Annotated in this window: 22 protein-coding genes; 6 read left to right on the forward strand and 16 right to left on the reverse strand. The window is 69.0% G+C overall.

What is annotated here, in order from left to right:
- The first annotated feature begins 3 nt into the window (after positions 1–3).
- From rbfA to pnp, 4 genes are all read left to right on the forward strand, one after another.
- Positions 4–465 carry a 30S ribosome-binding factor RbfA gene (gene rbfA / locus DFP85_RS17250; RefSeq protein ID WP_133637659.1) on the forward strand — a complete coding sequence of 154 codons (462 nt, stop codon included), beginning with the start codon at positions 4–6 and terminating at the stop codon, positions 463–465.
- A complete protein-coding gene (gene truB, locus DFP85_RS17255; RefSeq protein ID WP_133637660.1) occupies positions 465–1,382 on the forward strand; it encodes a tRNA pseudouridine(55) synthase TruB in 918 nt (305 codons plus the stop codon). The genes rbfA and truB overlap by 1 nt, the downstream gene beginning before the upstream one ends.
- Before the next feature lie 79 nt (positions 1,383–1,461).
- Entirely contained in the window at positions 1,462–1,731 is a 270-nt protein-coding gene (rpsO, locus tag DFP85_RS17260) for a 30S ribosomal protein S15 (protein WP_133637661.1), read from the forward strand.
- 336 nt (positions 1,732–2,067) lie between these two features.
- The gene (gene pnp / locus DFP85_RS17265) at positions 2,068–4,203 is read left to right on the forward strand and encodes a polyribonucleotide nucleotidyltransferase (RefSeq protein ID WP_208108543.1); all 2,136 of its coding nucleotides are present in this window, start codon (positions 2,068–2,070) and stop codon (positions 4,201–4,203) included.
- A 224-nt stretch (positions 4,204–4,427) separates the two neighbouring features.
- Here the strand turns inward: pnp and DFP85_RS17270 are convergent, their stop codons facing one another.
- The 11 genes from DFP85_RS17270 to dksA form a co-directional block, all read right to left on the reverse strand.
- Positions 4,428–5,603: an acetyl-CoA C-acetyltransferase gene (locus tag DFP85_RS17270; RefSeq protein ID WP_133637663.1), complete on the reverse strand. Its 1,176-nt coding sequence runs from the start codon at positions 5,601–5,603 to the stop codon at positions 4,428–4,430.
- A gap of 212 nt (positions 5,604–5,815) precedes the next feature.
- The gene (gene panD, locus DFP85_RS17275; RefSeq protein ID WP_133637664.1) at positions 5,816–6,196 is read right to left on the reverse strand and encodes an aspartate 1-decarboxylase; all 381 of its coding nucleotides are present in this window, start codon (positions 6,194–6,196) and stop codon (positions 5,816–5,818) included.
- A 36-nt stretch (positions 6,197–6,232) separates the two neighbouring features.
- Entirely contained in the window at positions 6,233–7,081 is an 849-nt protein-coding gene (panC, locus tag DFP85_RS17280; RefSeq protein ID WP_133637665.1) for a pantoate--beta-alanine ligase, read from the reverse strand.
- A gap of 25 nt (positions 7,082–7,106) precedes the next feature.
- Positions 7,107–7,898, reverse strand: a complete 792-nt coding sequence (panB, locus tag DFP85_RS17285) for a 3-methyl-2-oxobutanoate hydroxymethyltransferase (protein WP_133637666.1) — start codon at positions 7,896–7,898, stop codon at positions 7,107–7,109.
- A gap of 115 nt (positions 7,899–8,013) precedes the next feature.
- On the reverse strand, positions 8,014–8,526 hold the full coding sequence (gene folK / locus DFP85_RS17290) for a 2-amino-4-hydroxy-6-hydroxymethyldihydropteridine diphosphokinase (protein WP_133637667.1): 513 nt from the start codon (positions 8,524–8,526) through the stop codon (positions 8,014–8,016).
- Positions 8,523–9,920 (reverse strand): polynucleotide adenylyltransferase PcnB, encoded by a 1,398-nt coding sequence (pcnB, locus tag DFP85_RS17295; RefSeq protein ID WP_133637668.1) that lies wholly within the window; start codon positions 9,918–9,920, stop codon positions 8,523–8,525. Before pcnB ends, folK begins: the two co-directional genes overlap by 4 nt.
- Before the next feature lie 841 nt (positions 9,921–10,761).
- Entirely contained in the window at positions 10,762–12,150 is a 1,389-nt protein-coding gene (locus DFP85_RS17300) for a sigma-54-dependent transcriptional regulator (protein WP_133637669.1), read from the reverse strand.
- Positions 12,128–15,088, reverse strand: coding sequence for an ATP-binding protein (locus DFP85_RS17305; RefSeq protein WP_133637670.1), 2,961 nt, complete (start codon positions 15,086–15,088; stop codon positions 12,128–12,130). Before DFP85_RS17305 ends, DFP85_RS17300 begins: the two co-directional genes overlap by 23 nt.
- The gene (locus DFP85_RS18945; RefSeq protein WP_166644658.1) at positions 15,078–15,254 is read right to left on the reverse strand and encodes a hypothetical protein; all 177 of its coding nucleotides are present in this window, start codon (positions 15,252–15,254) and stop codon (positions 15,078–15,080) included. Before DFP85_RS18945 ends, DFP85_RS17305 begins: the two co-directional genes overlap by 11 nt.
- A 12-nt stretch (positions 15,255–15,266) precedes the next feature.
- On the reverse strand, positions 15,267–16,160 hold the full coding sequence (gene gluQRS / locus DFP85_RS17310) for a tRNA glutamyl-Q(34) synthetase GluQRS (protein WP_133637671.1): 894 nt from the start codon (positions 16,158–16,160) through the stop codon (positions 15,267–15,269).
- Positions 16,161–16,250: 90 nt separating this feature from the next.
- Positions 16,251–16,688 (reverse strand): RNA polymerase-binding protein DksA, encoded by a 438-nt coding sequence (gene dksA / locus DFP85_RS17315; protein WP_106232261.1) that lies wholly within the window; start codon positions 16,686–16,688, stop codon positions 16,251–16,253.
- Between the two features lie 219 nt (positions 16,689–16,907).
- On the opposite strand from dksA, the gene DFP85_RS17320 reads away from it, so the two are divergent.
- Positions 16,908–18,068 carry a pyridoxal phosphate-dependent aminotransferase gene (locus DFP85_RS17320; RefSeq protein WP_133637672.1) on the forward strand — a complete coding sequence of 387 codons (1,161 nt, stop codon included), beginning with the start codon at positions 16,908–16,910 and terminating at the stop codon, positions 18,066–18,068.
- Entirely contained in the window at positions 18,068–18,826 is a 759-nt protein-coding gene (sfsA, locus tag DFP85_RS17325; protein ID WP_133637673.1) for a DNA/RNA nuclease SfsA, read from the forward strand. Before DFP85_RS17320 ends, sfsA begins: the two co-directional genes overlap by 1 nt.
- 18 nt (positions 18,827–18,844) lie before the next feature.
- Here the strand turns inward: sfsA and DFP85_RS17330 are convergent, their stop codons facing one another.
- The 5 genes from DFP85_RS17330 to proC all read right to left on the reverse strand — a co-directional run bounded on the left by DFP85_RS17330 (position 18,845) and on the right by proC (position 22,618).
- Positions 18,845–19,297, reverse strand: a complete 453-nt coding sequence (locus DFP85_RS17330) for a DUF4426 domain-containing protein (RefSeq protein ID WP_133637674.1) — start codon at positions 19,295–19,297, stop codon at positions 18,845–18,847.
- 45 nt (positions 19,298–19,342) lie between these two features.
- Complete coding sequence (gene metW, locus DFP85_RS17335) at positions 19,343–19,942, reverse strand: methionine biosynthesis protein MetW (RefSeq protein ID WP_133637685.1); 600 nt, start codon at positions 19,940–19,942, stop codon at positions 19,343–19,345.
- Positions 19,942–21,099, reverse strand: coding sequence for a homoserine O-succinyltransferase MetX (gene metX / locus DFP85_RS17340; protein ID WP_133637675.1), 1,158 nt, complete (start codon positions 21,097–21,099; stop codon positions 19,942–19,944). The genes metW and metX overlap by 1 nt, the downstream gene beginning before the upstream one ends.
- 37 nt (positions 21,100–21,136) lie before the next feature.
- Positions 21,137–21,730 (reverse strand): YggT family protein, encoded by a 594-nt coding sequence (locus DFP85_RS17345; RefSeq protein ID WP_133637676.1) that lies wholly within the window; start codon positions 21,728–21,730, stop codon positions 21,137–21,139.
- Positions 21,731–21,793: 63 nt separating this feature from the next.
- The gene (gene proC, locus DFP85_RS17350; protein ID WP_133637677.1) at positions 21,794–22,618 is read right to left on the reverse strand and encodes a pyrroline-5-carboxylate reductase; all 825 of its coding nucleotides are present in this window, start codon (positions 22,616–22,618) and stop codon (positions 21,794–21,796) included.
- Positions 22,619–22,628: the final 10 nt, after the last annotated feature.

Consider the following 22,628-nt stretch of genomic DNA (forward strand, 5'->3'; position numbering starts at 1 on the left):
TACATGCGCGAGTTCAAGCGTACCGACCGGGTGGCCGACCAGCTCCAGAAGGAGCTGGCGGTGCTCATCCAGCGCGAGGTCAAGGACCCGCGCCTGGGCATGGTCACCGTCAGCGGCGTCGAGGTCAGTCGCGACCTCGGCTATGCCGATGTCCACGTGACCCTGCTGGGCGAGCAGACCCCGGAGCGCATCAAGGAGAACCTGGCGGTGCTCAAGCGGGCCGCCGGTTTCCTGCGCAGCCAGATCGCCCGTCGCATCAAGCTGCGCCATGTGCCGGAACTGCGCTTCCACTACGACGAGAGCGTGGTGCGTGGCCAGCGGCTGTCGTCGCTGATCGACGAGGCCGTCGCCAGCGACCAGGCCCAGCACGACGAGGCGGCGGATGACGACCGCGGCCCGGCCGACGGTTCGGTCGACGATCGTTCGGCAGGCAGTGGTTCGGCAGACAGGGACGAGCGCGACTGATGGCAAGGCGGCGTCGCGGGTTGCCGGTGAACGGTGTGCTGCTGCTGGACAAGCCGAAGGGCCTCTCCAGCAACCATGCGCTGCAGCGGGCGCGGCGCCTGTTCCAGGCCCAGAAGGCCGGCCACACGGGAACCCTGGATCCCATGGCCACCGGCCTGCTGCCAGTGTGCTTCGGCGAGGCGACCAAGTTCTCCGCCCACCTGCTGGAGGCCGACAAGGTCTACCGCACCCGGGTGGAGCTCGGCGCGATCACCGACACCGGTGATGCCGAGGGCGAGGTGGTCGAGCGCCGCGCGGTGCCCCGGCTGACCGAGGCCGACATCGAGGGCGTGCTCGAGCGCTTCCGCGGCGAGATCGAGCAGGTGCCGCCGATGTATTCGGCGCTCAAGCATCAGGGACGCAAGCTCTACGAACTGGCCCGCGAGGGCAAGTCGATCGAGCGTGCAGCCAGGCGCGTGAGGGTGTATGATGCGCGCCTTCTTGCCCTTGCCGACACCGCCTTCGAGCTCGAAGTGCGCGTCAGCAAGGGGACCTATATCCGTACCCTGGCCGAGGACATCGGCCAGGCCCTGGGCTGCGGAGCGCACATCAGCGCGCTGCGCCGCCTGGAGACGGGCCCCTTCACGGGCGAGGGCATGCTGACCCTCGACGCGCTGGAGGCCCTGCCCGGCCAGGCCGAGCGCGAGGCGGTGCTGCTGCCCGTCGACGTGCTGGTCGACCACCTTCCGCGGCTCGAGGTCGATGCCGCGGCAGCCAGCCGGCTGACCCATGGCCAGGCGGCCCGGGTCGAGACCGGCGAGCTGGCCGGGGACGAGACGGCAAGACTCTACTGCGACGGGGCCTTCCTGGGCCTCGGCGTGGTGGCGGGGCCACAGGAGGTGGCGCCGAAACGGCTGCTGAGCAGCGCAGCCGAGTGAAGGGAGAGACGCCAGAGACTGCAAATATGCGTGGTCTCACACACTCATCATTCAGGCATATTGCTTACTGGAGAGACAGATGGCACTGACAGCCGAGCAGAAGTCCGCAATCGTCAACGAGTACGGTCGTGGCGAGAACGACACCGGTTCCCCCGAAGTGCAGGTGGCCCTGCTGAGCGCCAACATCGATGGCCTGCAGGACCACTTCAAGACCAACAAGCAGGATCACCACTCCCGTCGTGGCCTGATCCGCATGGTCAACCAGCGCCGCAAGCTGCTGGACTACCTGAAGCGCAAGGACTTCGAGCGCTATCAGGCACTGATCCAGCGCCTGGGCCTGCGCCGCTAAGCGACGCATCCCACGCGGTAACGAAACGGGCAGCCTTCGGGCTGCCCGTTTTGTATTGGTAAGTATGAGATTTCAAATAGTTATTGGAGTCATGAAAAGCGAGGGGCGCTGGGGGCAAGTCGAAGAGGAGATCCTACGCCATGGAGGGCGTCGGTAGCGTACAGGGAAGTATTCACAGCGCCTCCTCGAAGGCTTGCCGCCAGATCAGGCCCGAGCGACGAATGCTGATGCGATACCCAGGAAATGCCGCTATCTGGTGGCCGCGGGGCGCGTCAACCCCTAAAATGGTCGCCGAGTCAAAACGACCCAAACACAGAAAAGTTGAAGGAAGTCGCCGTGAACCCGGTCAAGAAAACGTTTCAGTACGGTCGCAGCACCGTCACCCTGGAAACTGGGCGCATTGCCCGCCAGGCTACCGGTGCCGTGATGGTCACCATGGACGACACCGTGGTGCTGTGCACCGTGGTGGCGAGGAAGGAGGCCAACCCTGCGCAGCCCTTCTTCCCGCTCTCCGTCCACTATCAGGAGAAGACCTACGCGGTCGGCAAGATTCCCGGCGGCTTCTTCAAGCGCGAGGGGCGTCCCACCGAGAAGGAGACCCTCACCTCGCGGCTGATCGACCGCCCGATCCGCCCGCTCTTCCCCAAGGGCTTCATGAACGAGGTGCAGGTGGTCTGCTCGGTGCTCTCCACCGACCGCAACCATGACCCGGACATCGCCGCGATGCTCGGCACCTCCGCCGCCCTGGCCATCTCCGGCGTGCCCTTCAATGGCCCGATCGGCGCCGCACGCGTGGGCTTCACCGAGGACAATGGCTACTTCCTCAACCCCACCGTCGAGGAGCTGACCGGCTCCGAGCTCAACATGGTGGTCGCCGGGACCGAGAAGGCGGTGCTGATGGTCGAGTCCGAGGCCAACGAGCTGCTCGAGGACGAGATGCTCGGCGCCGTGCTCTACGCCCACCAGGAGATGCAGGTAGCCATCCAGGCCATCAACGAGCTGACCGCCGAGGCCGGCAAGCCCAGGTGGGAGTGGCAGCCGGCCGCCGAGAATGTCGCCCTCAAGGGTGCCATGGCCGATGCCTTCGAGCAGAAGGTCGGCGATGCCTATCGCATTACCGACAAGATGGCCCGCCAGGACGCCCTGGCCGCCCTCAAGGATCAGGCGGTGGAGCAGTTCGCCGGCGAGGAAGAGGGCAAGTACGACGCCGACGAGGTCAAGGGCGCCTTCGCCGGGCTGGAGAAGCGCGTGGTGCGTTCGCGCGTGGTCAAGGGCGAGCCGCGCATCGATGGCCGTGACCACAAGACCGTGCGTCCGCTCTCCATCGAGGTCGGCACCCTGCCCAAGACCCATGGCTCGGCGATCTTCACCCGCGGCGAGACCCAGGCGATCGTGGTGGCGACGCTGGGCACCCTGCGCGACTCCCAGCTGATCGAGTCGCTGGAGGGCGAGCGCAAGGACCGCTTCCTGCTGCACTACAACTTCCCCCCCTACAGCGTGGGCGAGGCCGGCTTCATGGGCGGCCCGAAGCGCCGCGAGATCGGCCACGGCCGCCTGGCGCGCCGCGGCGTGCAGGCGATGCTGCCCGACGAGGCGGAGTTCCCCTACACCATCCGTGTGGTCTCCGAGATCACCGAGTCCAACGGCTCGAGCTCCATGGCCTCGGTGTGCGGTTCGTCGCTGGCGCTGATGGATGCCGGCGTACCGATGAAGGCCCCGGTGGCCGGCATCGCCATGGGCCTGGTCAAGGACGAGGACGGCTTCGCCGTGCTCACCGACATCCTGGGTGACGAGGACCACCTCGGCGACATGGACTTCAAGGTGGCCGGCAGCGCCGAGGGCGTCACCGCCCTGCAGATGGACATCAAGATCGAGGGCATCAACGAGGAGATCATGGAGGTGGCCCTGCAGCAGGCCTATGACGCCCGCCAGCAGATCCTCGAGCAGATGAACACGGTGATCGCCCAGAGCCGTGCCGAGGTCTCCGAGAACGCCCCCTCGATGGCGACCATCAAGATCGACCCGGAGAAGATCCGCGACGTCATCGGCAAGGGCGGCGCCACCATCCGCAAGATCTGCGAGGATACCGGCGCCTCCATCGACCTGGACGACGACGGCACCGTGCGCATCTATGCCGAGGACAAGTCGGCGGCCAAGGCGGCCATCGACACCGTGCTGGCGATCACCGCCGAGCCCGAGATCGGCAAGCTCTACCGCGGCAAGGTGGTGCGCATCGCCGACTTCGGCGCCTTCGTCAACATCATGCCGGGCACCGACGGCCTGGTGCACATCTCGCAGATCGTGCCGGAGCGGGTCAACGACGTGCGCGACTTCCTCAACGAGGGTGACGAGATCGTGGTCAAGGTGCTCGACATCGACAACCGCAACCGGGTGAAGCTCACCATCAAGGAGATCACCCCGGAAGAGAAGGCGGCGTTCGAGGCCGAGGAGGCCGCCGAGCCCGCGCTGTAAGCGACCGCCTTCGGCGAGCCGCAAGCGCCAAGGCGCAAGGAAAACCGCCGTCAGGGTCATGCCCTGGCGGCGGTTTCTTGTATGTAGGAGGCCGAAAAGAACATGCCCCGGGACGAATCCCGGGGCATGCTGTCTGCTTGGCGCTTGGCGCTTGGCGCTTGGCGCTTGGCGCTTGGCGCTTGGCGCTTGGCGCTTGGCGCTTGGCGCTTGGCGCTTGGCGCTTTTTAGCGCTCGATGGCCAGCGCCACGCCCTGTCCGCCGCCGATGCACAGCGTCGCCAGGCCCTTCTTGGCATCGCGGGCGATCATCTCGTGGACCAGGGTCACCAGGATGCGGCAGCCGGAGGCGCCGATGGGGTGGCCGATGGCGATGGCGCCGCCGTTGACGTTGATCTTGGACGCATCCCAGCCGAGCTCCTTGTTGACGGAGAGGGCCTGGGCGGCGAAGGCCTCGTTGGCCTCGATCAGGTCCAGGTCATCCAGGCTCCAGCCGGCCTTCTCGAGGCAGCGGCGGGTGGCCGGCGCCGGGCCGATACCCATGATGGAGGGTTCGACACCGGCGTTGCTGTAGGCCTTGATGCGGGCCAGCGGCTCCAGGCCCAGCGCCTTGGCCTTCTCGGCGGAGCACAGCATCACCACGGCGGCGCCATCGTTGATGGAGGAGGCGTTGCCGGCGGTGACGGTGCCGTCCTTCTTGAAGGCCGGGCGCATGCCGGCGAGCTTCTCGGCGGTGACGTCACGCGGGCCCTCGTCGGTGTCGAAGACCACCGGGTCGCCCTTGCGCTGGGGAATCTCGATCGGGACGATCTGCCCCTTGAACTTGCCCTCGCGGATGGCGGCCGCGGCCTTCTGCTGGGAACCGGCGGCGAACTCGTCCATCTCCTCGCGGGTGATGCCGTACTTCTCCGCCAGGTTCTCGGCGGTGATGCCCATGTGGTAGTTGTTGAAGGCATCCCACAGGCCGTCGTGGACCATGGTGTCGATGGCCTTCCAGTCGCCCATGCGCTGGCCGGTACGCGAGTTGGGCAGCACGTGGGGCGAGGCGGACATGTTCTCCTGGCCGCCGGCGATGATCAGCTCGGCGTCGCCGAGCATGATGGCCTGGGCACCCAGGTGCAGGGCCTTGAGGCCCGACCCGCACACCTTGTTGATGGTCATGGCCGGCACGGCGTCCGGCAGGCCGGCCTTGATGGAGGCCTGGCGGGCGGGGTTCTGGCCGACGCCGGCGGTGAGCACCTGGCCGAGCAGTACCTCGTCGACCTGGTCCCCGGCCACACCGGTAGAGGACAGGATGTCCTTGATGACATGGGCACCCAGGTCGCTGGCGGGAATGCCGGCCAGGGAGCCACCGAAGGTGCCGACGGCGGTGCGGCGAGCGGCAACAATCACCACGTCTTGCATGGGAGATACTCCTGAAGAATGACTAGCGGGCTTGCGGCCGTGTCTGTAGGACAACCTGAGCTCGAACACGTCTCAGACAGAGCCGGGTCTTCCAGCATAGGGGACCTTTGTGCGTCGCGGCAATGCTTCCATGGCCGAATGCGCGGGGGGATGGCAGGGGGAGAGGCGAGCAGGAGCCGCGGCACCCCGCAGGGTGCCGTGGCAGGCGGGCGTCAGGCCAGCTGGACGGGGATGGCGTTGCTGGTGTGGCTGACGACATTGCCCTCCTGGAGGTAGACCAGGGCTGGATGGTGGTTTTCCAGTTCGGCGTCGCTGTAGTGGGCGTAGCTGCAGATGATCACACGCTGCCCTTCGCTGGCCAGGTGGGCCGCGGCACCGTTCACCGAGATGATCCTCGAGCCCTCTTCCGCGCGGATGGCGTAGGTGGTGAAGCGCTGGCCGTTCTCGACGTTGTAGATCTGGATCTGCTCGTTCTCGCGGATACCGGACATGTCGAGCAGCTCGCCGTCGATGGCGCAGGAGCCCTCGTAGTTGAGCACGGCGTGGGTGACGCGGGCCATGTGCAGCTTGGCCTTGAGCATGATGGTCTGCATGGAGCGTAGGTTCCTCTGTTTGACCGCGCCACGCCCTCAGCGTGGCAGGGTCAGGCTCAGGTTATCGATCAGGCGGGTCGGGCCCAGGCGCGCCGCGGCGAGCAGCACCGCCTCTCGGGTGGTGGCGGTGACCGGCCCCAGGTCGGCGTCGCGAAGCTCGAGGTAGTCCGGCGCGAAGCCGGCCTCCCCCAGCCGGGCGAGGCCGTCATCCAAGGCCGGCGCGACCTCACCGCCGGCCTCCAGGGCGTCGCGCAGCGAGCACAGGGTGCGATAGAGCGCCGGGGCGATGGCACGCTGCTCGGCGTCCAGATAGCCGTTGCGCGAGGAGAGGGCCAGGCCGTCCTCAGCGCGCACGATGGGTACGCCGACGATCTCCACGGGGAGGTGCAGGTCGGCCACCAGGCGGCGGATCACCGCCAGCTGCTGGTAGTCCTTCTCGCCGAAGCAGGCCACGTCGGGCTGCACCAGGTTGAAGAGCATGGTGACGACGGTGGCGACGCCGTCGAAGTGCCCGGGCCGGTCGCCTCCGCAGAGCCCCTCGCTCACCTCAGGGACGCACACCCGGGTCTGGGCAGCGAGGCCGCGCGGGTAGACGGTTATCGTCTCGGGGGCGAACAGCAGGTCGCAGCCGGCCTCCTCGAGCTTCGCCTGGTCCTCGGCGAGGGTCCGCGGGTAGGCCTCCAGGTCCTCGCCGGCCCCGAACTGCAGCGGATTGACGAAGATGGTCGCCACCACCACGTCGCCCCGGCGACGCGCCTCCGCCACCAGGGCCAGGTGGCCGTCGTGCAGGTTGCCCATGGTCGGCACCAGGGCGATGCGCTGGCCGCGGCGACGGAATTCGTCCAGGGCCTCGCGCAGGGGCGGAATCTCTCGCAGGGTACGCATCGCGGCGAGCTCCTCGAAACGCGGCTTAGAAACAGTGCTCCTGGGCGGGGAAGCGGCGGGCCTTGACGTCCTCGTGGTAGCGGCGGAAGGCGCCCGGGATATCGTCGGCATCGACCATGAAGTTCTTCACGAAACGTGGCGTGCGCCCGTGGGTCACCCCCAGCACGTCGTGCATCACCAGGATCTGGCCATCGGTGTCGGGGCCCGCGCCGATGCCGATCACCGGCACCTCCAGCGCCTCGCTCACCGCCCGGCCCAGGCTTGCCGGCACGCACTCGAGCAGGATCACCGAGGCGCCGGCCTCGACCAGGGCGCGGGCATCCTCGAGGATCCGGGTCGCCTGCTCGGCCTCACGCCCCTGCACCTTGTAGCCGCCCAGCTGGTAGACCGACTGGGGGGTCAGGCCGAGGTGGGCGCAGACCGGCACGCCGCGCCGCGTCAGCTCGCGGATGCCATCTGCCATCCAGGCCTCGCCCTCGACCTTGACCAGCTCGGCCCCGGCACGCATCAGCGCGCCGGCATCCTGGAGCAGCCGCTCGGTGCTCGAGTTGCTCATGAAGGGCAGGTCGACCATCAGCAGGCTGGCGCCCTTGCCGCGGGCCACGCAGCGGGTGTGGTAGCAGACCTCGTCGAGGGTCACCGGCAGGGTGCTGGCGTGGCCCTGCAGGACCATGCCCAGGGAGTCGCCCACCAGCAGCACCTCGATGCCGGCCTCTCCGGCCGCACGGGCGAAGGAGGCGTCATAGGCGGTCAGGCAGCTGAACGGCTCACCGGCGCGCTTGAAGGCCTGCAGCGTGCTCAGGGTGACGGTTTTCATGGCGTGCTCTCATCGTCGGGTCGTGGGAGGCCTCCGGGGGGCCTGCCTCGGTGTAACCCGAGATTGTTACCCGAATCATGCCGAAGTGTCGATAGGTAACAGTCCGGGGTGTTTCTCAGCCCTGGGGTAACGCGTCTTGCGGTAACACGGGCCGCAGGTCCCATGCGTCGAGCCCGGCGGCCAGGTCTGCCAGGGGGCGACCGTCGAGTACCAGATGCGGCGCCAGCTCGGCCAGCGGCACCAGCACGAAGGCGCGCCGGGCCATCTCCGGATGGGGCAGCGTCAGGCGCGGCAGCGTGACCCGCCGGTCATCGAAGAGTAGCAGGTCCAGGTCCAGGGTCCGGGGGCCCCAGTGCCGGCCGCGTACGCGGCCATGGCGCTGTTCCAGGGCCTGCAGCTGGTCGAGCAGGGCGAGCGGCGAGAGCCGTGTCTCCAGCCGGGCCACGGCATTGATGTAGTCCGGCTGGTCGGCGGGCCCCACCGGCGCACTGGCATAGAGCTTTGATGCGGCGACCCGGCGGGTCAGGGGCAGTCGGTCGAGCTCGTCAAGGGCGCGCTCGACATGCGCCCGCGGGCCATCGAGGTTGCTGCCCAGGCCGATCCAGGCAGCGTGCCGTGGCGGGCTCATGTGTCGCTCGCGGGGCCCCGCGGCTTGCGGCGGCGACGGCGGCGCTTGCGCGGCTGGCCACTGCCTGCCGGGTCGGCGCCGACCTTGCCCAGCAGGCGGCGCTGCTCGTGCTCGTCGGCCTGCTGGAAGGCGGTCCACCAGTCGCCCAGGCCGGGAGGAATCTCGCCGGCGCCTTCGCGCAGCAGCAGGAAGTCGTAGGCGGCCCGGAAGCGCGGGTGCTCGCGGGTCTGGAAGACGCGCTTGCCGCGGCGCAGCGGCAGCCGCTGCTGCAGGTCCCAGATGTCGCGCATCGGCAGGCTGAAGCGCTTGGGGATGGAGATGTGCTGGAGCTGGCGCGAGACCACCTGCTGGGACGCCGCCTGGAGCGCGGGGATGGGTGGCATGCCATCGGCCTCGAGGATCGCCTGGCGCTGCTGGACGGGAGCCCAGAGCAGGGCGGCGAACAGGAAGGCCGGGGTCACCGGGCGGTCCTCGGCGATGCGCCGGTCGGTGCTCTCCAGCGCCAGCTCGACCAGGCGCTCGGCCCAGGGCAGCTCCTCCATGGCCTCGTCGGCCTCGGGGAAGAGCATCGCGAAGAGCCCGTAGTCGCGCAGCAGATGGAAGGTGGCCACACCCTGGCCGGCCATGAATAGCTTGAGCACCTCGTCGAACAGCCGCGCCGGGGGGATCTGCAGCAGCAGCGGCGCGGCGTCGTGGATGGGGGCCTCGGTGGCCGGGTCGAGGTGGAAGTCGAGCTTGGCGGCGAAGCGCACCGCCCTGAGCATCCTCACCGGGTCCTCGCGATAGCGGGTCGCCGGGTCGCCGATCAGCCGCAGGGTGCGGGCCTCGATGTCCTTTACGCCATTGGCGAAGTCGTGGATCGAGAAGTCGGCGATGTTGTAGTAGAGCGCATTGACGGTGAAGTCGCGGCGCAGGGCGTCTTCCTCGATGTTGCCCCAGACATTGTCGCGCAGCAGCAGCCCATCGTCCGATTGCTGGGAGATATGGTCGGCGTGGTCATCGTTGGGCTTGCCGCGGAAGGTGGTGACCTCGATCACCTCGCGCCCGAAGCGGACATGCACGATGCGGAAGCGCCGGCCGATGATGCGCGAGTTGCGAAACAGGTCCTTGACCTGCTCCGGGGTGGCATCCGTGGCGACATCGAAGTCCTTGGGCATGTGGCCGAGCAGCGCATCGCGGATACACCCGCCCACCAGGAAGGCCTGGAAGCCGGCATTGTGAAGCCGGTAGAGCACCTTGAGGGCGGCGTCGCTGAAGTGCTGACGCGAGACAGGATGTTCCTGGCGGGGAATGATGCGCGGCCCGGTGCTGCCGGCCGGCGCATCCTGAGGGCCGAAGAGCGACTTGATGCGCTCGCCCGGACTCTGCAGAAAGCGGGTAAAACCTTTGATCATGCGGCGATATCGACTCGCGGGACGCGGAAAGCGTTGAGTGTAGCCGACCACTGACACCTTGCAAAGCGCGGCACGGTGCCGAGGGCGGCCAGGAAGCAGAAAGGGGAGGCCGATGGCCTCCCCTGTAAGCAGGATGCAGCATCCCTGCTGCTGATTCTTCTTCGTGATGGCGCATCGCCCTGAATACGCACCACAGTCACCAAGGAGTGTTCAGGCAAGCGGTGTTGTTGTGTTTGTTGATGCTCCTGACGGCGACCGTCTCGTATTCAAAACAATAGTCCAACCACGACGGCATGGAAGCATGCCTCCTCCCGGCTTGTTGATCTTGTTGCCGGGAGTGCACCTCGACGGCCCGTTGTCATTGTTGGTCGGCCATACCTGGGTGCGTCGCGTCCTGATGGCTCCGGTGCTTCGAGCAGCTTGTTCTTGTTGGGGCCCGAAGGCCTCGCGCCGTGCCGATGCTGTTCTTGTTGTCGGCAAGCGCCGAAGTCGTAGGGGCCCGGGTGTCTTGTTGTTGTTGTCGGGTCGGGCCCTGTCACGCCTGGCTGTCCTGTTGTTGTTGTTGTTGGCAGCGGGTGACATCCGGATTTGTTTTTCTTGCCCTAGATGTAGCAGGCGGCGTGCCATCGATAAATAAACTTATGAAAAACAGATGGTTGTGGTAGTTCGGAAAAGTTCACGCCTGGGTGAGGGGGTGGAGTGTTACCCGATCTGCCCCGTTGTGGGGCACGGGCTGTGTGGGAAGGTAACAAATGGTGCGGAAGGGGTGTCGGGAAGGAGGGAGGGCAGGCCCGAGGACGATGCCGCGAGGCCTTGCACTATGGTCGCATGGCCAGCCGCCTCAGCCCGTGCTGCGGCGTGGGCTCTTCTTGCGGGGGATGCCCAGGCGCTGGCGACGCTCCCACAGGCACTTGCGGCTGATGCCGAGCTTCTGGGCGAGTTCGGTCTCGCTCATCTGGTCCTGGTGCTCCAGCACGAAGTGCTGGAAGTAGTCCTCCAGGGAGAGGTCCTCGTCCTCGCCGCTCTCCGGCTCCGCCTGGCCGGCGAGGGCCGGCGCCGGTGGTGCAGGCTTGCTCGGCAGCGGGGTCGCCGGCGCGAGCCCCAGGTCGTCGGGATGGATGAGGTGGCCCTCGGCGAGGATCACGCCGCGCTCCAGGGCATTCTCCAGCTCGCGCACGTTGCCGGGCCAGGGGTAGTCGCGGATGGTGCGCCGGGCGGCCCGCGAGAGGCGCAGCCCGTCGCGCTCGTGGCGCCGGCAGGCCTTCTCCAACAGGACATCGGCGATCTCGAGGATGTCGTCCTCGCGCTCGCGCAGGGCCGGCAGGTCGATCTGCATCACGTTGAGGCGATAGTAGAGATCGAGGCGGAACTCGCCGGTCTTCGACAGGCTCTGCAGGTCGCGGTGGGTGGCGGCGATCAGGCGCACGTCGACATGCCGGGTCTCCACCGAGCCGATCTTTCGGATCTCGCCCTCCTGCAGCACCCGCAGCAGGCGCGCCTGGGCGTCGAGCGGGAGCTCGCCGATCTCGTCGAGGAAGAGGGTGCCGCCATCGGCGGCCTCGACCAGGCCGGTACGCGCGGCACTGGCCCCCGTGAAGGCGCCCTTCTCGTGCCCGAACAGCTCCGACTCGATCAGCGTCTCGGGGATGGCGGCGCAGTTGACGCAGACCAGCGGCGCCTGGGCGCGGCGGCTCTGCTGGTGCAGGGCGCGGGCGACCAGCTCCTTGCCGGTGCCCGACTCGCCCTGGATCAGCACGGTGACGTCGGCCGGCGCCGCCTTGCGAATGCGCGTGTAGACCACCTGCATGGCGGGGCAGTTGCCGATCATCGGCTGGCGGGTACCGCCAGGCTCGGCAATGTCGGGCGGCTCGCCCTGCTGCGAGGCCTGGCGGTGCAGGACCCGGGCCACGGTCTCGAGCAGCTCGTCATGGTCGAAGGGCTTGGCCACATAGTCCACGGCCCCGAGCTTCAGCGCCTCCACCGCGGAGCGCATGCTGGCATAGCTGGTCATGATCAGCACCGGCACCGGGGCGGCGCGGGCGATCAGTTCGGTGCCGGGCTCGCCGGGCAGGCGCAGGTCGCTGATCACCAGGTCGAAGCCCTGGGGCTCGAGCGCCAGGGCCTCGGCCACCGAGCCGGCCTCGCTGACCCGGTGGTCGTGGCGCTCCAGCAGCCGCTTCAGGGCGCTGCGGATGATGGCTTCGTCTTCAACGATCAGGATCCGGCTCATCGGTGCGTTCACCATGCTCTGGGTTGAGGGGCAGCCACAAGTGGATGCGGGTGCCCTTGGCCTGCCCGGGGGGCGGGGAGTCGATATCGATCTGGCCGCCGTGCTCGGCAATGATGCTGTAGACCAACGGCAGGCCGAGTCCCGTGCCTTCGCCGGGGGGCTTGGTGGTGGTGAAGGGCTCGAACAGGTGGTCGCGCACCCGCTCGTCGATGCCGTGGCCCTGGTCGGTGACGGTGACGTGAAGCCACTCACTCTCGGGGGCGGCATCGATGACCACCTCGCCGCCCGGGGTGCTGGCGTCGCGGGCATTGCCGAGCAGGTTGACCATCACCTGCAGCAGCCGCTGGGCATCGCCCTTGACCTCGAGGCCCGCCGGGCAACGGTTGTGGTAGCGGATATCCTCCCCCGAGCGGGCCAGGTGGATCAAGTGCAGGGCCTCGTCGGTCAGGGTGGCCAACGACACCGGGGCGAAGGGATGGCCGGTCACGTGGCGGCCGCCGTGGGCGAAGCCCACCAGCGACTCGACGATGCGCGAGATGCGGTCGGTGAGCTGCTGGATCTGGGTGGCGGTCTCCAGCACCTCCGGGTCGTCGGTGTCGTAGCGCAGGTTCTGGGCCAGCGAGGAGATGCCGGTGACGGGGTTGCCGATCTCGTGGGCCACGCCCGCCGCCAGCTGGCCGATGGAGGCCAGTCGGGCGGCATGCACCAGCTCGTCCTCCAGCCACTTCATCTCGCTGTGGTCCTCCACCAGGACCACGGTGCCGCCGCGCATCTCCTCGTCGGCCTCCAGCTCGGCCTTGTGCAGGCTCAGGTAGCGGGTGGTGCCGGCAAGCGTCACCGGCTGCTTGTAGAGGTGGTCGTGATGCTCGAGGAGCACGCGTCCCAGCAGGTCCCTCCAGGGGGGCGGCAGGCCATCGCGGCGCGAGCCGACCACGCTGTTGCCATCGATTCCGGAGAGCTCGGCGAGGGCGTCGTTCCACATCAGCAATTCGTCGTCGACGCCGAAGGCGCACAGTCCCACCGGCAGCCGGGTGAGGATACGGCGGTGGTAGCGGCGCAGGCCGTCGAGCTCACGGGCGAGGCCGGTCAGCCGGGTGCGATAGGCCTCCAGGCGGCTCTCGACGAAGTGGATATCGTCGTTGGGCTCCAGGCCGCCGCGGCGATAGGGCAGGTGGCGGTCGACGATGTCCTGGGCCACCGAGGGGCCCATCAGCCCCGAGAGGTTGGCCTGGATGCGGTCGCGCAGCCGGCGCAGGGCATAGGGGCGGCCATCCAGCGGTGACAGGCCCAGGTCGGTGAGGGCGCGGTCGACCTCGCGCCCGGCGACCTCCTCGCCGAGGGCGCGGGCCAGGTGGTGCTTGAACTCCGCGCCGTTGCCGGCCACCAGCGGCAGGCGCTTGGGACGGATCACCGCATCCACCGAGCAGGCCTCGGCCGCGGCCCGCTCGCCGGCGGAGGTGGGCGTGAGCAGCGAGACCAGGATGAGGGTCAGGATGTTGGCCGCCAGCGAGACCAGGGTCACCACGTACCAGACCGGCTCGCCGGCCAGTGCCTCGAGGCCAGGCGGCAGCAGCACCAGGGCCGGAACATCGCTCAGCAGGGGCACCCAGGTGCCGGCGAGCCACACCAGCACGCCCGCCGTCAGCCCGCTGACCATGCCCTTGCGGTTGGCGCCCGGCCAGTAGAGCAGCGCCAGCATGCCCGGCAGGCACTGGGCCATGCCGATGAAGGCGGCCAGCCCCAGGGTGGTGAGGTCGTGGTTCACCCCCACCAGGCGGTAGAAGAGCCAGCCGCCGAGGATCACCGCCACGATCAGGGCGCGACGTAGCCAGCGCAGCCAGCGATAGAGGTCCGGCTGGTCCACCGGGGGGTGGGCGACCAGTACCAGGTGGTTGAGGATCATCCCCGACAGCGCCAGGGAGATGATGACCATGGTGCCGCTGGTGGCGGCCAGGCCGGCGATGAACACCAGCCCCTGGAGCCACAGCGATTCGGAGAGCCCATAGGCCAGGTAGGCGGTGCCGAGCCCGCCGGCATCGACCCCCAGGCGCTGGGCGGCCCACAGGATCAGCGGCACCGGCAGCGCCATCAGCAGCAGGAACAGCGGCAGCGTCCAGGCGGCCTGGAGGAGGGTGCGCCGCGAGAGGGTCTCGGCGAAGGTGATGTGGAACATGTGCGGCATCAGGAAGGCCGCGGCGAAGAACAGCAGCAGCAGGGTGCGCCACTGGGCGGGGTCGAGGTGGGCGACCCGCGCCTGGGCCGCACGCCCGGGGCCGTCCAGCCAGGCCTGGAGGTCCGCGGGGCCATCGAAGACCACGAACAGCGCGAAGGCCCCCAGGGCCAGCATGGCGACGAGCTTGACCAGCGACTCCAGGGCGATGACCGCGAGCAGGGTGTCATGACGGGCGTGGAGCCGGGTATGGCGGGCGCCGAAGAGGATGGCGAACAGCGCGATCAGCGCGCTGAACAGCAGGGCCAGCAGGGCCGGCGAGGCGGTGCCAGTCATCAGGTAGATGGTGTCGCCCAGGGTCTGCACCTGGAGGGCCAGTAGCGGCAGCACGGCCAGCAGGCTGACCAGGGTGATCAGGGTGCCGACCCAGCGCGAGCGGAAGCGGAAGGCGAAGAGGTCGGCCAGCGAGGCCAGCTGGTAGGTGCGGGTCATGCGCTGGATCGGCACCAGCAGGACCGGGGCGAGCAGGAAGGCGCCCGCCACCCCCAGGTAGTAGGCGAGGTAGCCGTAGCCGGCATTGCCGGCCAGCTCCAGGCTGCCGTAGATCGCCCAGGCGCTGGCGTAGACCCCCAGCGCCAGGGTGTAGACCGCCGGGTGGCGGGCGATGCGCGTGGGAATCCAGTGCCGCTCCACCGCCAGGGCAACGAGGAACAGCAGCAGCAGGTAGCCGCTGCCGAGGGCCAGCAGGCCGCCGAGGCTAGCGTTCATCGAGCTTCCTCTTCTGCTCCAGCCACAGGGTCAGGGCGATCAGCACCCCCCAGATGACGAAGGGGCGATACCAGGCCACCTCGGGGCTGGCCCAGCCGCTCATCAGCAGCGGCGAGAGCAGGTAGCCGCCGAAGACCAGGAACAGCATGATGCGATAGACGTACATGGCGGGCTCCTCTCAGGGCGCGAGGCTGCCGGCCTGGCGGTGGGCCTCGGCGCGCAGTCGGGCGATCTCCCAGTGCCCGACGGCCCAGCGCAGCTGCTCCGCCACCGGTGCCGTGGCAAGGGGGCGGGGCGGGGCCTGGTCCAGTGCCGCCAGGGCCGCGTGCAGCAGCGGGCGCACCGCATCGTCCTGCTCCGGCAGGGCCGGCGCGAGGTTCTGCTTGGAGAGCTTCTGGCCGTCCTCGCCGATGATCAACGGCAGGTGCAGGTAGCGCGGTTCGGGGTAGCCCAGGGCGTGCTGCAGCTGGCGCTGCCAGGGGGTGTTGTCGAGCAGGTCGAAGCCGCGCACCACGTCGCTGATGCCCTGGTCGGCGTCGTCGACCACCACGGCGAGCTGGTAGGCCCACAGGCCGTCCTTGCGCTGGAGCACCACGTCGCCGAGCTCGGCCGGGTCGAAGCGCTGCTCGCCGAACAGCCGGTCCTGCCAGACCACCGGGCGCAGGCCCAGGTGGCTGCGCAGTCGCCAGGCCACCGGCTTGCCGGGTTCGCGCACCCCGTCCCGACACCAGCCGGGGTAGACGCGATAGTCACGCCACTGCCGTCGCGAGCAGCTGCAGGGATAGGCGAGCCCCAGGCCCTTGAGTCGCTCCAGCGCGGCGCCGTAGGCGTCATCGTGGTCGTGCTGCCAGGTGACCGGGCCATCCCAGTGCAGGCCGAAGGCCTCGAGCTGGCGCAGGATCGTATCGGCGGCCCCGGCGGGGCAGCGCGGCGGGTCGATGTCCTCGATGCGCAGCCGCCACTCGCCGCCTGCCCGGCGGGCATCCAGGAAGCTGGCCAGGGCCGCCACCAGGGAGCCGAAGTGCAGGGGCCCCGAGGGGGTCGGCGCGAAGCGTCCACGGTAGGCGCTCACCGGCTCCCCCCGTTGCGCCGGGCCGACATGCAAACGGGCACCCTGGGGTGCCCGTCGCGGGGTGGGACAGCGGAGACCGGCATGGCCACCTCAGCCGCCCAGCTGCTTTTCCTTGAGCTCGGCCAGGGTCTTGCAGTCCACGCAGAGGGTGGCGGTGGGCCGTGCCTCGAGGCGGCGGATACCGATCTCGACGCCACAGGCCTCGCAGAAGCCGTAGTCGTCCTCGTCGATCTTCTCGAGGGTCTCGTTGATCTTCTTGAGCAGCTTGCGCTCGCGATCGCGGGTCCGCAGCTCCAGGTTGAAGCCCTCTTCCTGGGTGGCGCGGTCGGCGGGGTCGGCGTAGTTGTTCGCCTCCTCCTGCAGATGGCGCACGGTGCGGTCGACCTCTTCCATGAGCTCCTGTTTCCAGCCCAGCAGGATCTGTCGGAAGTGCTCCAGCTGCTTGTCGTTCATGTACTCTTCACCCGGCGCCGGCTCGTACGGGGTGAATTTCTTGGGAGCATCCATCTTCTTTTCTGCTACTGGCATGGGACTGCCTCGTTACTTGAGTGACTACTGATCAATACCCGCCGTGATGCATGGTATCTCACGCCAAAGGGGTGCTTGTTTAGCGTAAAAAGCGCGGCCGTGCAACCTCTTCCACCGCCGGGACTGCGCCGGCACGCCAAAAGTCGTAAGATGCCGGTTTTGACTCCCGGCCGCGGGAAAGATGCCCGTCGTGCCGTGACATGTCGAGAGGAGCCGTGCATGGCCTGGAATCCGCGCGTCGAGCGCATCGCCCCCTTCCGCGTGATGAGCCTGCTGGAGACGGCCCAGGCCCGTGAGGCCGCCGGGCACGATGTCATCCACCTGGAGGTGGGCGAGCCCGATTTCCCGACCCCCGAGCCGGTGGTCGAGGCCGGCCGTGCCGCGCTGTCGGCCGGCCACACCCGCTATACCCCGGCGGCGGGGCTGCCGGCACTGCGCGAGGCAATCGCCGGCCACTATGCCGAGCACTTCGGTGCCGTCGTCGACCCCAGGCGCATCCTGGTCACGCCCGGCGCTTCCGGGGCGCTGCTGCTGGCCAGCCAGCTGCTGGCAGGCCCCGGTGACCGGGTGCTGATGGCCGATCCCAACTACCCCTGCAACCGCCACTTCATGGCCCTGGCCGGCGCCGAGGTGGACGCCGTGCCGGTGGGCCCGGAAAGCGCCTGGCAGCTGGATGCCGGGCTCGTCGAGGCCCACTGGCGCGACACTACCCGCCTGGCCATGCTCGCCACGCCCTCGAACCCCACCGGCCATATGCTCGATGCCGGGCAGCTCGCGGCGGTGGCCGAGACGGTGGCGGCGCGTGGCGGCCACCTGCTGGTGGACGAGATCTACCAGGGACTCTGTTTTGATCTCGAGCCGCTCTCGGTGGCCTCGCTCAACGCCGATGCCTTCGTGGTCAACAGCTTCTCCAAGTACTTCGGCATGACCGGCTGGCGCCTGGGCTGGCTGCTGGCGCCCGAGGCGGCGGTGGAGCCGCTCGCCCGGCTGGCCCAGAACGTCTTCCTCGCCGCCTCCACGCCGGCCCAGCATGCGGCCCTTGCCGCCTTCACGCCCGAGTGCCACGGCCTCCTCGAGGCCCGGCGCAGCGAACTGGGACGGCGCCGCGATGCCCTGCTGGCGGGACTCTCCCGCCTGGGGCTGGCGCCGTCGCTGCCGCCCCAGGGGGCCTTCTACCTGTGGCTCGACATCTCGCGCGTAAGTCGCGACAGCGAGGCCTTCTGCCGGGCGCTGCTCGAGGAGGAGAACGTCGCCATCACCCCGGGGACGGACTTCGCCCTGCACGGCGGTGAGCACCATGTGCGGATCGCCTTCACCACCGGCGAGGCGCGGCTGGAGGAGGCCGTGAGCCGCCTCGAGCGCTTCCTGGCGCGCCGCTGATGGAGTACCCGACCCTGGCCCCCGGGACCCTGCTGCGTCGCTACAAGCGCTTCCTGGCCGACGTGCGCCTCGATGACGGCCGCGAGGTGGTGGCCCACTGCCCCAACACCGGCTCCATGCGGGCGGTGAACGTGCCGGGCTGCCGGGTCTGGCTATCGCCCAGCGACAACCCGGCCCGCAAGCTGGCCTGGACCTGGGAGCTGGTCGAGCTGCCCCAGCCCGATGGCACCACGGCGGCAGCCTCGGTGCATACCGGACGGGCCAACCGCATCGTCGAGGAGGCGTTGCGCACGGGGAGGGTCGCGGAACTGGCCGGCCATGCGACTATCCGGCGCGAGGCGTCGGTGGAGGGGGCGAGGCTCGACTTTCGCCTCGACGACCCCGAACGCGGCAGCACCTTCGTCGAGGTCAAGCAGGTGACCCTCAGGGAGGCCGACGGCCATGGCTACTTCCCCGACGCGGTGAGCGTGCGGGGTCGCCGGCACCTCGAGGCGCTGGCCACCCTGGCGGCCCGGGGGCACCGCGCCGTGCTGCTCTTCTGCGTGGCCCACGAGGGCATCGAGGACGTGGCCCCCGCGGCCCACCTTGACCCGGCCTATGCCGATACCCTGCGCGAGGTGGCGGGGCTTGGCGTGGAGGTGCTGGCGCGGCGCTGCGAGGTGATCCGTGAGGCCGGCGTGCCGCTGGCGATCCGCCTGGGGCCGGCGCTGCCGGTCTCGCTCACCCGCGAGCTGGATCCGGCCGTGGACATCGAGTGAGCCGAGAGGCTGCCAGGTTCAGCGGTCGATATAGAAGCGCTGGATGAAGCTGACCTCGGCGGGGGCGGCATTGCGGTCGTAGCGCACGCGAAGGTCGAAGCGCATCGGCGCGTCCTCGTGGATGCGGAACACCGCCACCTGGGAGGGCGTGTCGCCGATGCGCAGGGGGCGGAACGACAGCGGCGTGGCGTCGCCCCCGTCTAGCCCGCCGATGCGCCCGTCCACCGAGGCCGTGACCGGGCGGGTCGAGCCATCCTCGAGTTCCTCCATCACGCTGACGTTGAGCAGCGCCATCACCTGGCTGCGCTGGATGCCGTGCTCCCGGGCCACCTCCTCCGGCAGGAAGCTGGTGTTCACAGCGCTGTAGTGGATCTGGTAGTCCCCCACCTGCTCGTACTGCTGGGCCTGGGCCGGCAGGGTCAGCAGCAGCGCCAGGCCCATGGCCAGGGCCGCCAGGCTGTGTCGGATCATCGTCGGTTCTCCCTCCTCCGGTGTCTTGCCTGCGCCTCCCCGGCGTCACGCCCTGCGGCGGGCGACCCGGAAGATGGCGATCTCGCCGAACAGGTTGGGCCACCACCGCGAGGTCCAGTGTCCCTCGTGGTCACCGATGCCCACCGCCCGGTCGACAATGCTCAGACCCTTGTCGCGGCACAGGCGTTCAAAGTCGTTGAAGGTCGAGAGGTGGATGTTGGGGGTGTCGTACCAGGCATGGGGCAGCGACCGGGACACCGGCATGTAGCCCTTGAAGCCCAGGTAGGCGCGGTGGCGCCAGTAGGCGAAGTTGGGGAAGGTGATGATGCACTCCCCGGCGACGCGCAGCATCTCGTCGAGCATCAGGTCCGGGCGGCGCAGCGCCTGGAGTGCCTGGGTCATCACCACCAGGTCGCAGGCGTCGTCCTCGAAGTTGGCGAGCCCCTCGTCGAGGTTCTGCTCGATGACGTTGACGCCCTTGGCCAGGCAGGCGGTGATGCCGTCGGGGTCGATCTCCAGGCCATAGCCCGTGACCTGCTTGTCGCGGGCCAGCGCCGCCAGCAGGGTGCCCTCGCCACAGCCCAGGTCGAGGACCCTCGCGCCCCGCGGGACCCAGTCGTGAATCAGCTTGAGGTCGGCGCGCATCATGGGCGGTCCTCCAGGCCCTGGTCGCGGGCGACGCGGTTCATGAAGGCGGCGAATACCGCCTGGTAGCGCGGCTCGGGCATCAGGAAGGCGTCGTGGCCGTGGGGCGAGTCGATGTTGGCGTAGCTGACCGACTTGTCGGCGCGGATCAGGGCGTTGACCAGCTCCTTGGAGCGCGACGGCGGGAAGCGCCAGTCGGTGGAGAAGCTGACCACCAGGAAGGGACAGGCGGCGGGTGCCAGGGCCCGGGCCAGGTCGCCGTCGTGGGCCGCGGCCGGGTCGAAGTAGTCCAGCGCCTTGGTCATCAGCAGGTAGGTATTGGCGTCGAAGGAGGTGGAGAAGGTGTCGCCCTGGTAGCGCAGGTAGGATTCCACCTGGAACTCCACGTCGTAGCCGAAGTTGAGGTCGTTGCTGCGCAGGTCGCGGCCGAACTTGCTGCCCATGGCATCTTCGGAGAGGTAGGTGATGTGGCCCACCATGCGGGCGAGCTTGAGGCCGCGGCGCGGCGCCGTGTCATGGTCGGCGTACCAGCCCTCAAGGAAGTCGCGGTCGGAGCGGATCGCCTGGCGGGCGACCTCGTTGAAGGCGATGTTCTGTGCCGACAGCTTCGGCGTCGCCGCGATGACCACCGCATTGGCGATGCGCTCGGGGTAGGCGAGGGTCCACTGCAGCACCTGCATGCCCCCCAGGCTGCCGCCGATCACCGCGGCGAAGCGCTCGATGCCCAGCCGGTCGGCCAGCCGCGCCTGGCTGTGGACCCAGTCTTCCACGGTCATGATCGGGAACTCGGGCCCCCACTGGTGCCCCGTGTCCGGGTTCTCGCTGGTGGGGCCGGTGCTGCCGTGGCAGCCGCCGAGGTTGTTCAGCGAGACCACGAAGAAGCGCTCGGTGTCGATCGACTTGCCGGGGCCGATATGCGCATCCCACCAGCCCGGCTTGCGCTCGTCCGTCGCGTGGTAGCCGGCCGCGTGGTGGTGGCCGGAGAGGGCGTGGCAGATCAGGATGGCATTGGAGCGCTCGGCGTTGAGGGTGCCGTAGGTCTCGTACACCAGGTCATAGGCCGGCAGCGTCCTGCCGCAGGCCAGGGCCAGGGGGTCGTCGAAGTGCGCCGTCTCGGGCGTCACCAGGCCGACCGAATCGCGGGGGAACTCGGGCATCAGTCGTGTCGTGTCCAGTCGTGGGTGTCGGCCGGCCTCACAGGCCGACCAGGGCACCGGCGATGCCGGCGGCACGGGTCAGCGAGCCCACCACGATACCATCGATCAGGCTGATGGCGATGAACACCACGATGGGCGAGAGGTCGATCATGCCCAGCGGCGGGATCACCTTGCGCACCGGCGCCATGATCGGCTCCACCAGCTGCATCACCAGCAGGGCCCCCGGATGGCTGGCCTGGGGGGCCACCCAGCTGAGGATGATCATCACGATCAGGGCGAAGAAGTAGATCTTGAGGATGGCGTTGGCGATGGCGGCCACGGAACCGATCGCCACGCCGGCGATGGGTGCCATGCCGAAGCCGGCGATCTGCAGGATCACGATGATGGCGACCGCCTTGATGACGAAGGCCGTGGCCAGGGTGGCCAGGTCGAAGCGTCCCATCACCGGTCCCAGGAAGCCCTGGAAGGGGCGTACCGCCGGCTGGGTGACCTTCACCACTGACTGGCTGATGGGGTTGTAGTAGTCGGCCCGGGATGCCTGCAGCAGGAAGCGCAGCATCAGCAGGAAGATGTAGATGTTGATCAGGGTATTCACCAGCAGCAGGCCGGCGCTTCCCAGTTGGCTGCCCATCGGGGCTCCTCCGTGTCCTTGAATCGTCGTCGTGTCAGCCCGCCTGGGTGGCGGGCTGTCGGGTCAGCGCTTGCCGAGCTCGTCGGCCATCTCCCGGGCGCGGTCGGCACAGGCGGTCATCGCCTCGGCCATGATGCGGCGCAGGCCGGCATCCTCGAGGTGCTCGATGGCGCGCTCGGTGGTGCCGCCGGGCGACATCACGTTGCGCTTGAGCTCGGCGGGCGGCTTGTCGCTCGCGAGCGCCATCTTCGCCGCGCCCAGGGCGGTCTGCATGGCCAGCCGCCGGGCGGTGTCGGCGGGCAGGCCCAGCGATGCGCCGGCCTCCTCCATGGCCTCGAACATCAGGAAGAAGTAGGCGGGGGCGCTGCCTGAGACGGCCGTGACCGCATCGAGCAGGGCCTCGTCGTCGACCCACTCCACCAGGCCCACGGCCTCCATCAGCTCGGTGGCGAGCCGGCGCTGGGCCTCGTCGACCCTGGCGTTGGCATAGAGACCGGCGGCCCCGGCACCGACCAGTGCGGGGGTGTTGGGCATGCAGCGCACTAGCGGCAGGTCGCCGCCGAGCCAGTGCTCCAGGGTCTCGGCGGGCAGGCCCGCCGCCACCGAGACGATCAGCGGGCGGCGTGCCTGGACGGCATCGCGCATCTTCTCGCAGACCTCGCGCATGATCTGCGGCTTGACCGCCAGCACCACCACGTCCGACTCGGCGACGGCCGTCGCGTTGTCGGTCGCGGTCTGGATGCCCAGCCGCTCGCGCAGCGGGGCGAGGATGTCGTCGCTGGGCGAGGTAGCCGTGATGTCGTCGGGTGAGAAGCCGCTCTCGATCATCCCGCCGATGATGGCGCCGGCCATGTTCCCGGCGCCGATGAAGGTGACTCTGCTGGCCATGGGGTCTGTC

Origin of the sequence: Halomonas ventosae (genome assembly GCF_004363555.1) — a bacterium.
In the GTDB taxonomy this organism is placed as follows: domain Bacteria; phylum Pseudomonadota; class Gammaproteobacteria; order Pseudomonadales; family Halomonadaceae; genus Halomonas; species Halomonas ventosae.

Excerpts from the sequence above, each read along its gene's own strand:
- rbfA (WP_133637659.1), top strand. The coding sequence starts at position 4 with ATGCGCGAGTTCAAGCGTACCGACCGGGTGGCCGACCAGCTCCAGAAG.
- truB (WP_133637660.1), top strand. The coding sequence starts at position 465 with ATGGCAAGGCGGCGTCGCGGGTTGCCGGTGAACGGTGTGCTGCTGCTG.
- rpsO (WP_133637661.1), top strand. The coding sequence starts at position 1,462 with ATGGCACTGACAGCCGAGCAGAAGTCCGCAATCGTCAACGAGTACGGT.
- DFP85_RS17270 (WP_133637663.1), bottom strand. The coding sequence starts at position 5,603 with ATGCAAGACGTGGTGATTGTTGCCGCTCGCCGCACCGCCGTCGGCACC.
- panD (WP_133637664.1), bottom strand. The coding sequence starts at position 6,196 with ATGCAGACCATCATGCTCAAGGCCAAGCTGCACATGGCCCGCGTCACC.
- panC (WP_133637665.1), bottom strand. The coding sequence starts at position 7,081 with ATGCGTACCCTGCGAGAGATTCCGCCCCTGCGCGAGGCCCTGGACGAA.
- panB (WP_133637666.1), bottom strand. The coding sequence starts at position 7,898 with ATGAAAACCGTCACCCTGAGCACGCTGCAGGCCTTCAAGCGCGCCGGT.
- folK (WP_133637667.1), bottom strand. The coding sequence starts at position 8,526 with ATGAGCCCGCCACGGCACGCTGCCTGGATCGGCCTGGGCAGCAACCTC.
- pcnB (WP_133637668.1), bottom strand. The coding sequence starts at position 9,920 with ATGATCAAAGGTTTTACCCGCTTTCTGCAGAGTCCGGGCGAGCGCATC.
- DFP85_RS17300 (WP_133637669.1), bottom strand. The coding sequence starts at position 12,150 with ATGAGCCGGATCCTGATCGTTGAAGACGAAGCCATCATCCGCAGCGCC.
- DFP85_RS17305 (WP_133637670.1), bottom strand. The coding sequence starts at position 15,088 with ATGAACGCTAGCCTCGGCGGCCTGCTGGCCCTCGGCAGCGGCTACCTG.
- DFP85_RS18945 (WP_166644658.1), bottom strand. The coding sequence starts at position 15,254 with ATGTACGTCTATCGCATCATGCTGTTCCTGGTCTTCGGCGGCTACCTG.
- dksA (WP_106232261.1), bottom strand. The coding sequence starts at position 16,688 with ATGCCAGTAGCAGAAAAGAAGATGGATGCTCCCAAGAAATTCACCCCG.
- DFP85_RS17320 (WP_133637672.1), top strand. The coding sequence starts at position 16,908 with ATGGCCTGGAATCCGCGCGTCGAGCGCATCGCCCCCTTCCGCGTGATG.
- sfsA (WP_133637673.1), top strand. The coding sequence starts at position 18,068 with ATGGAGTACCCGACCCTGGCCCCCGGGACCCTGCTGCGTCGCTACAAG.
- DFP85_RS17330 (WP_133637674.1), bottom strand. The coding sequence starts at position 19,297 with ATGATCCGACACAGCCTGGCGGCCCTGGCCATGGGCCTGGCGCTGCTG.
- metW (WP_133637685.1), bottom strand. The coding sequence starts at position 19,942 with ATGCGCGCCGACCTCAAGCTGATTCACGACTGGGTCCCGCGGGGCGCG.
- metX (WP_133637675.1), bottom strand. The coding sequence starts at position 21,099 with ATGCCCGAGTTCCCCCGCGATTCGGTCGGCCTGGTGACGCCCGAGACG.
- DFP85_RS17345 (WP_133637676.1), bottom strand. The coding sequence starts at position 21,730 with ATGGGCAGCCAACTGGGAAGCGCCGGCCTGCTGCTGGTGAATACCCTG.
- proC (WP_133637677.1), bottom strand. The coding sequence starts at position 22,618 with ATGGCCAGCAGAGTCACCTTCATCGGCGCCGGGAACATGGCCGGCGCC.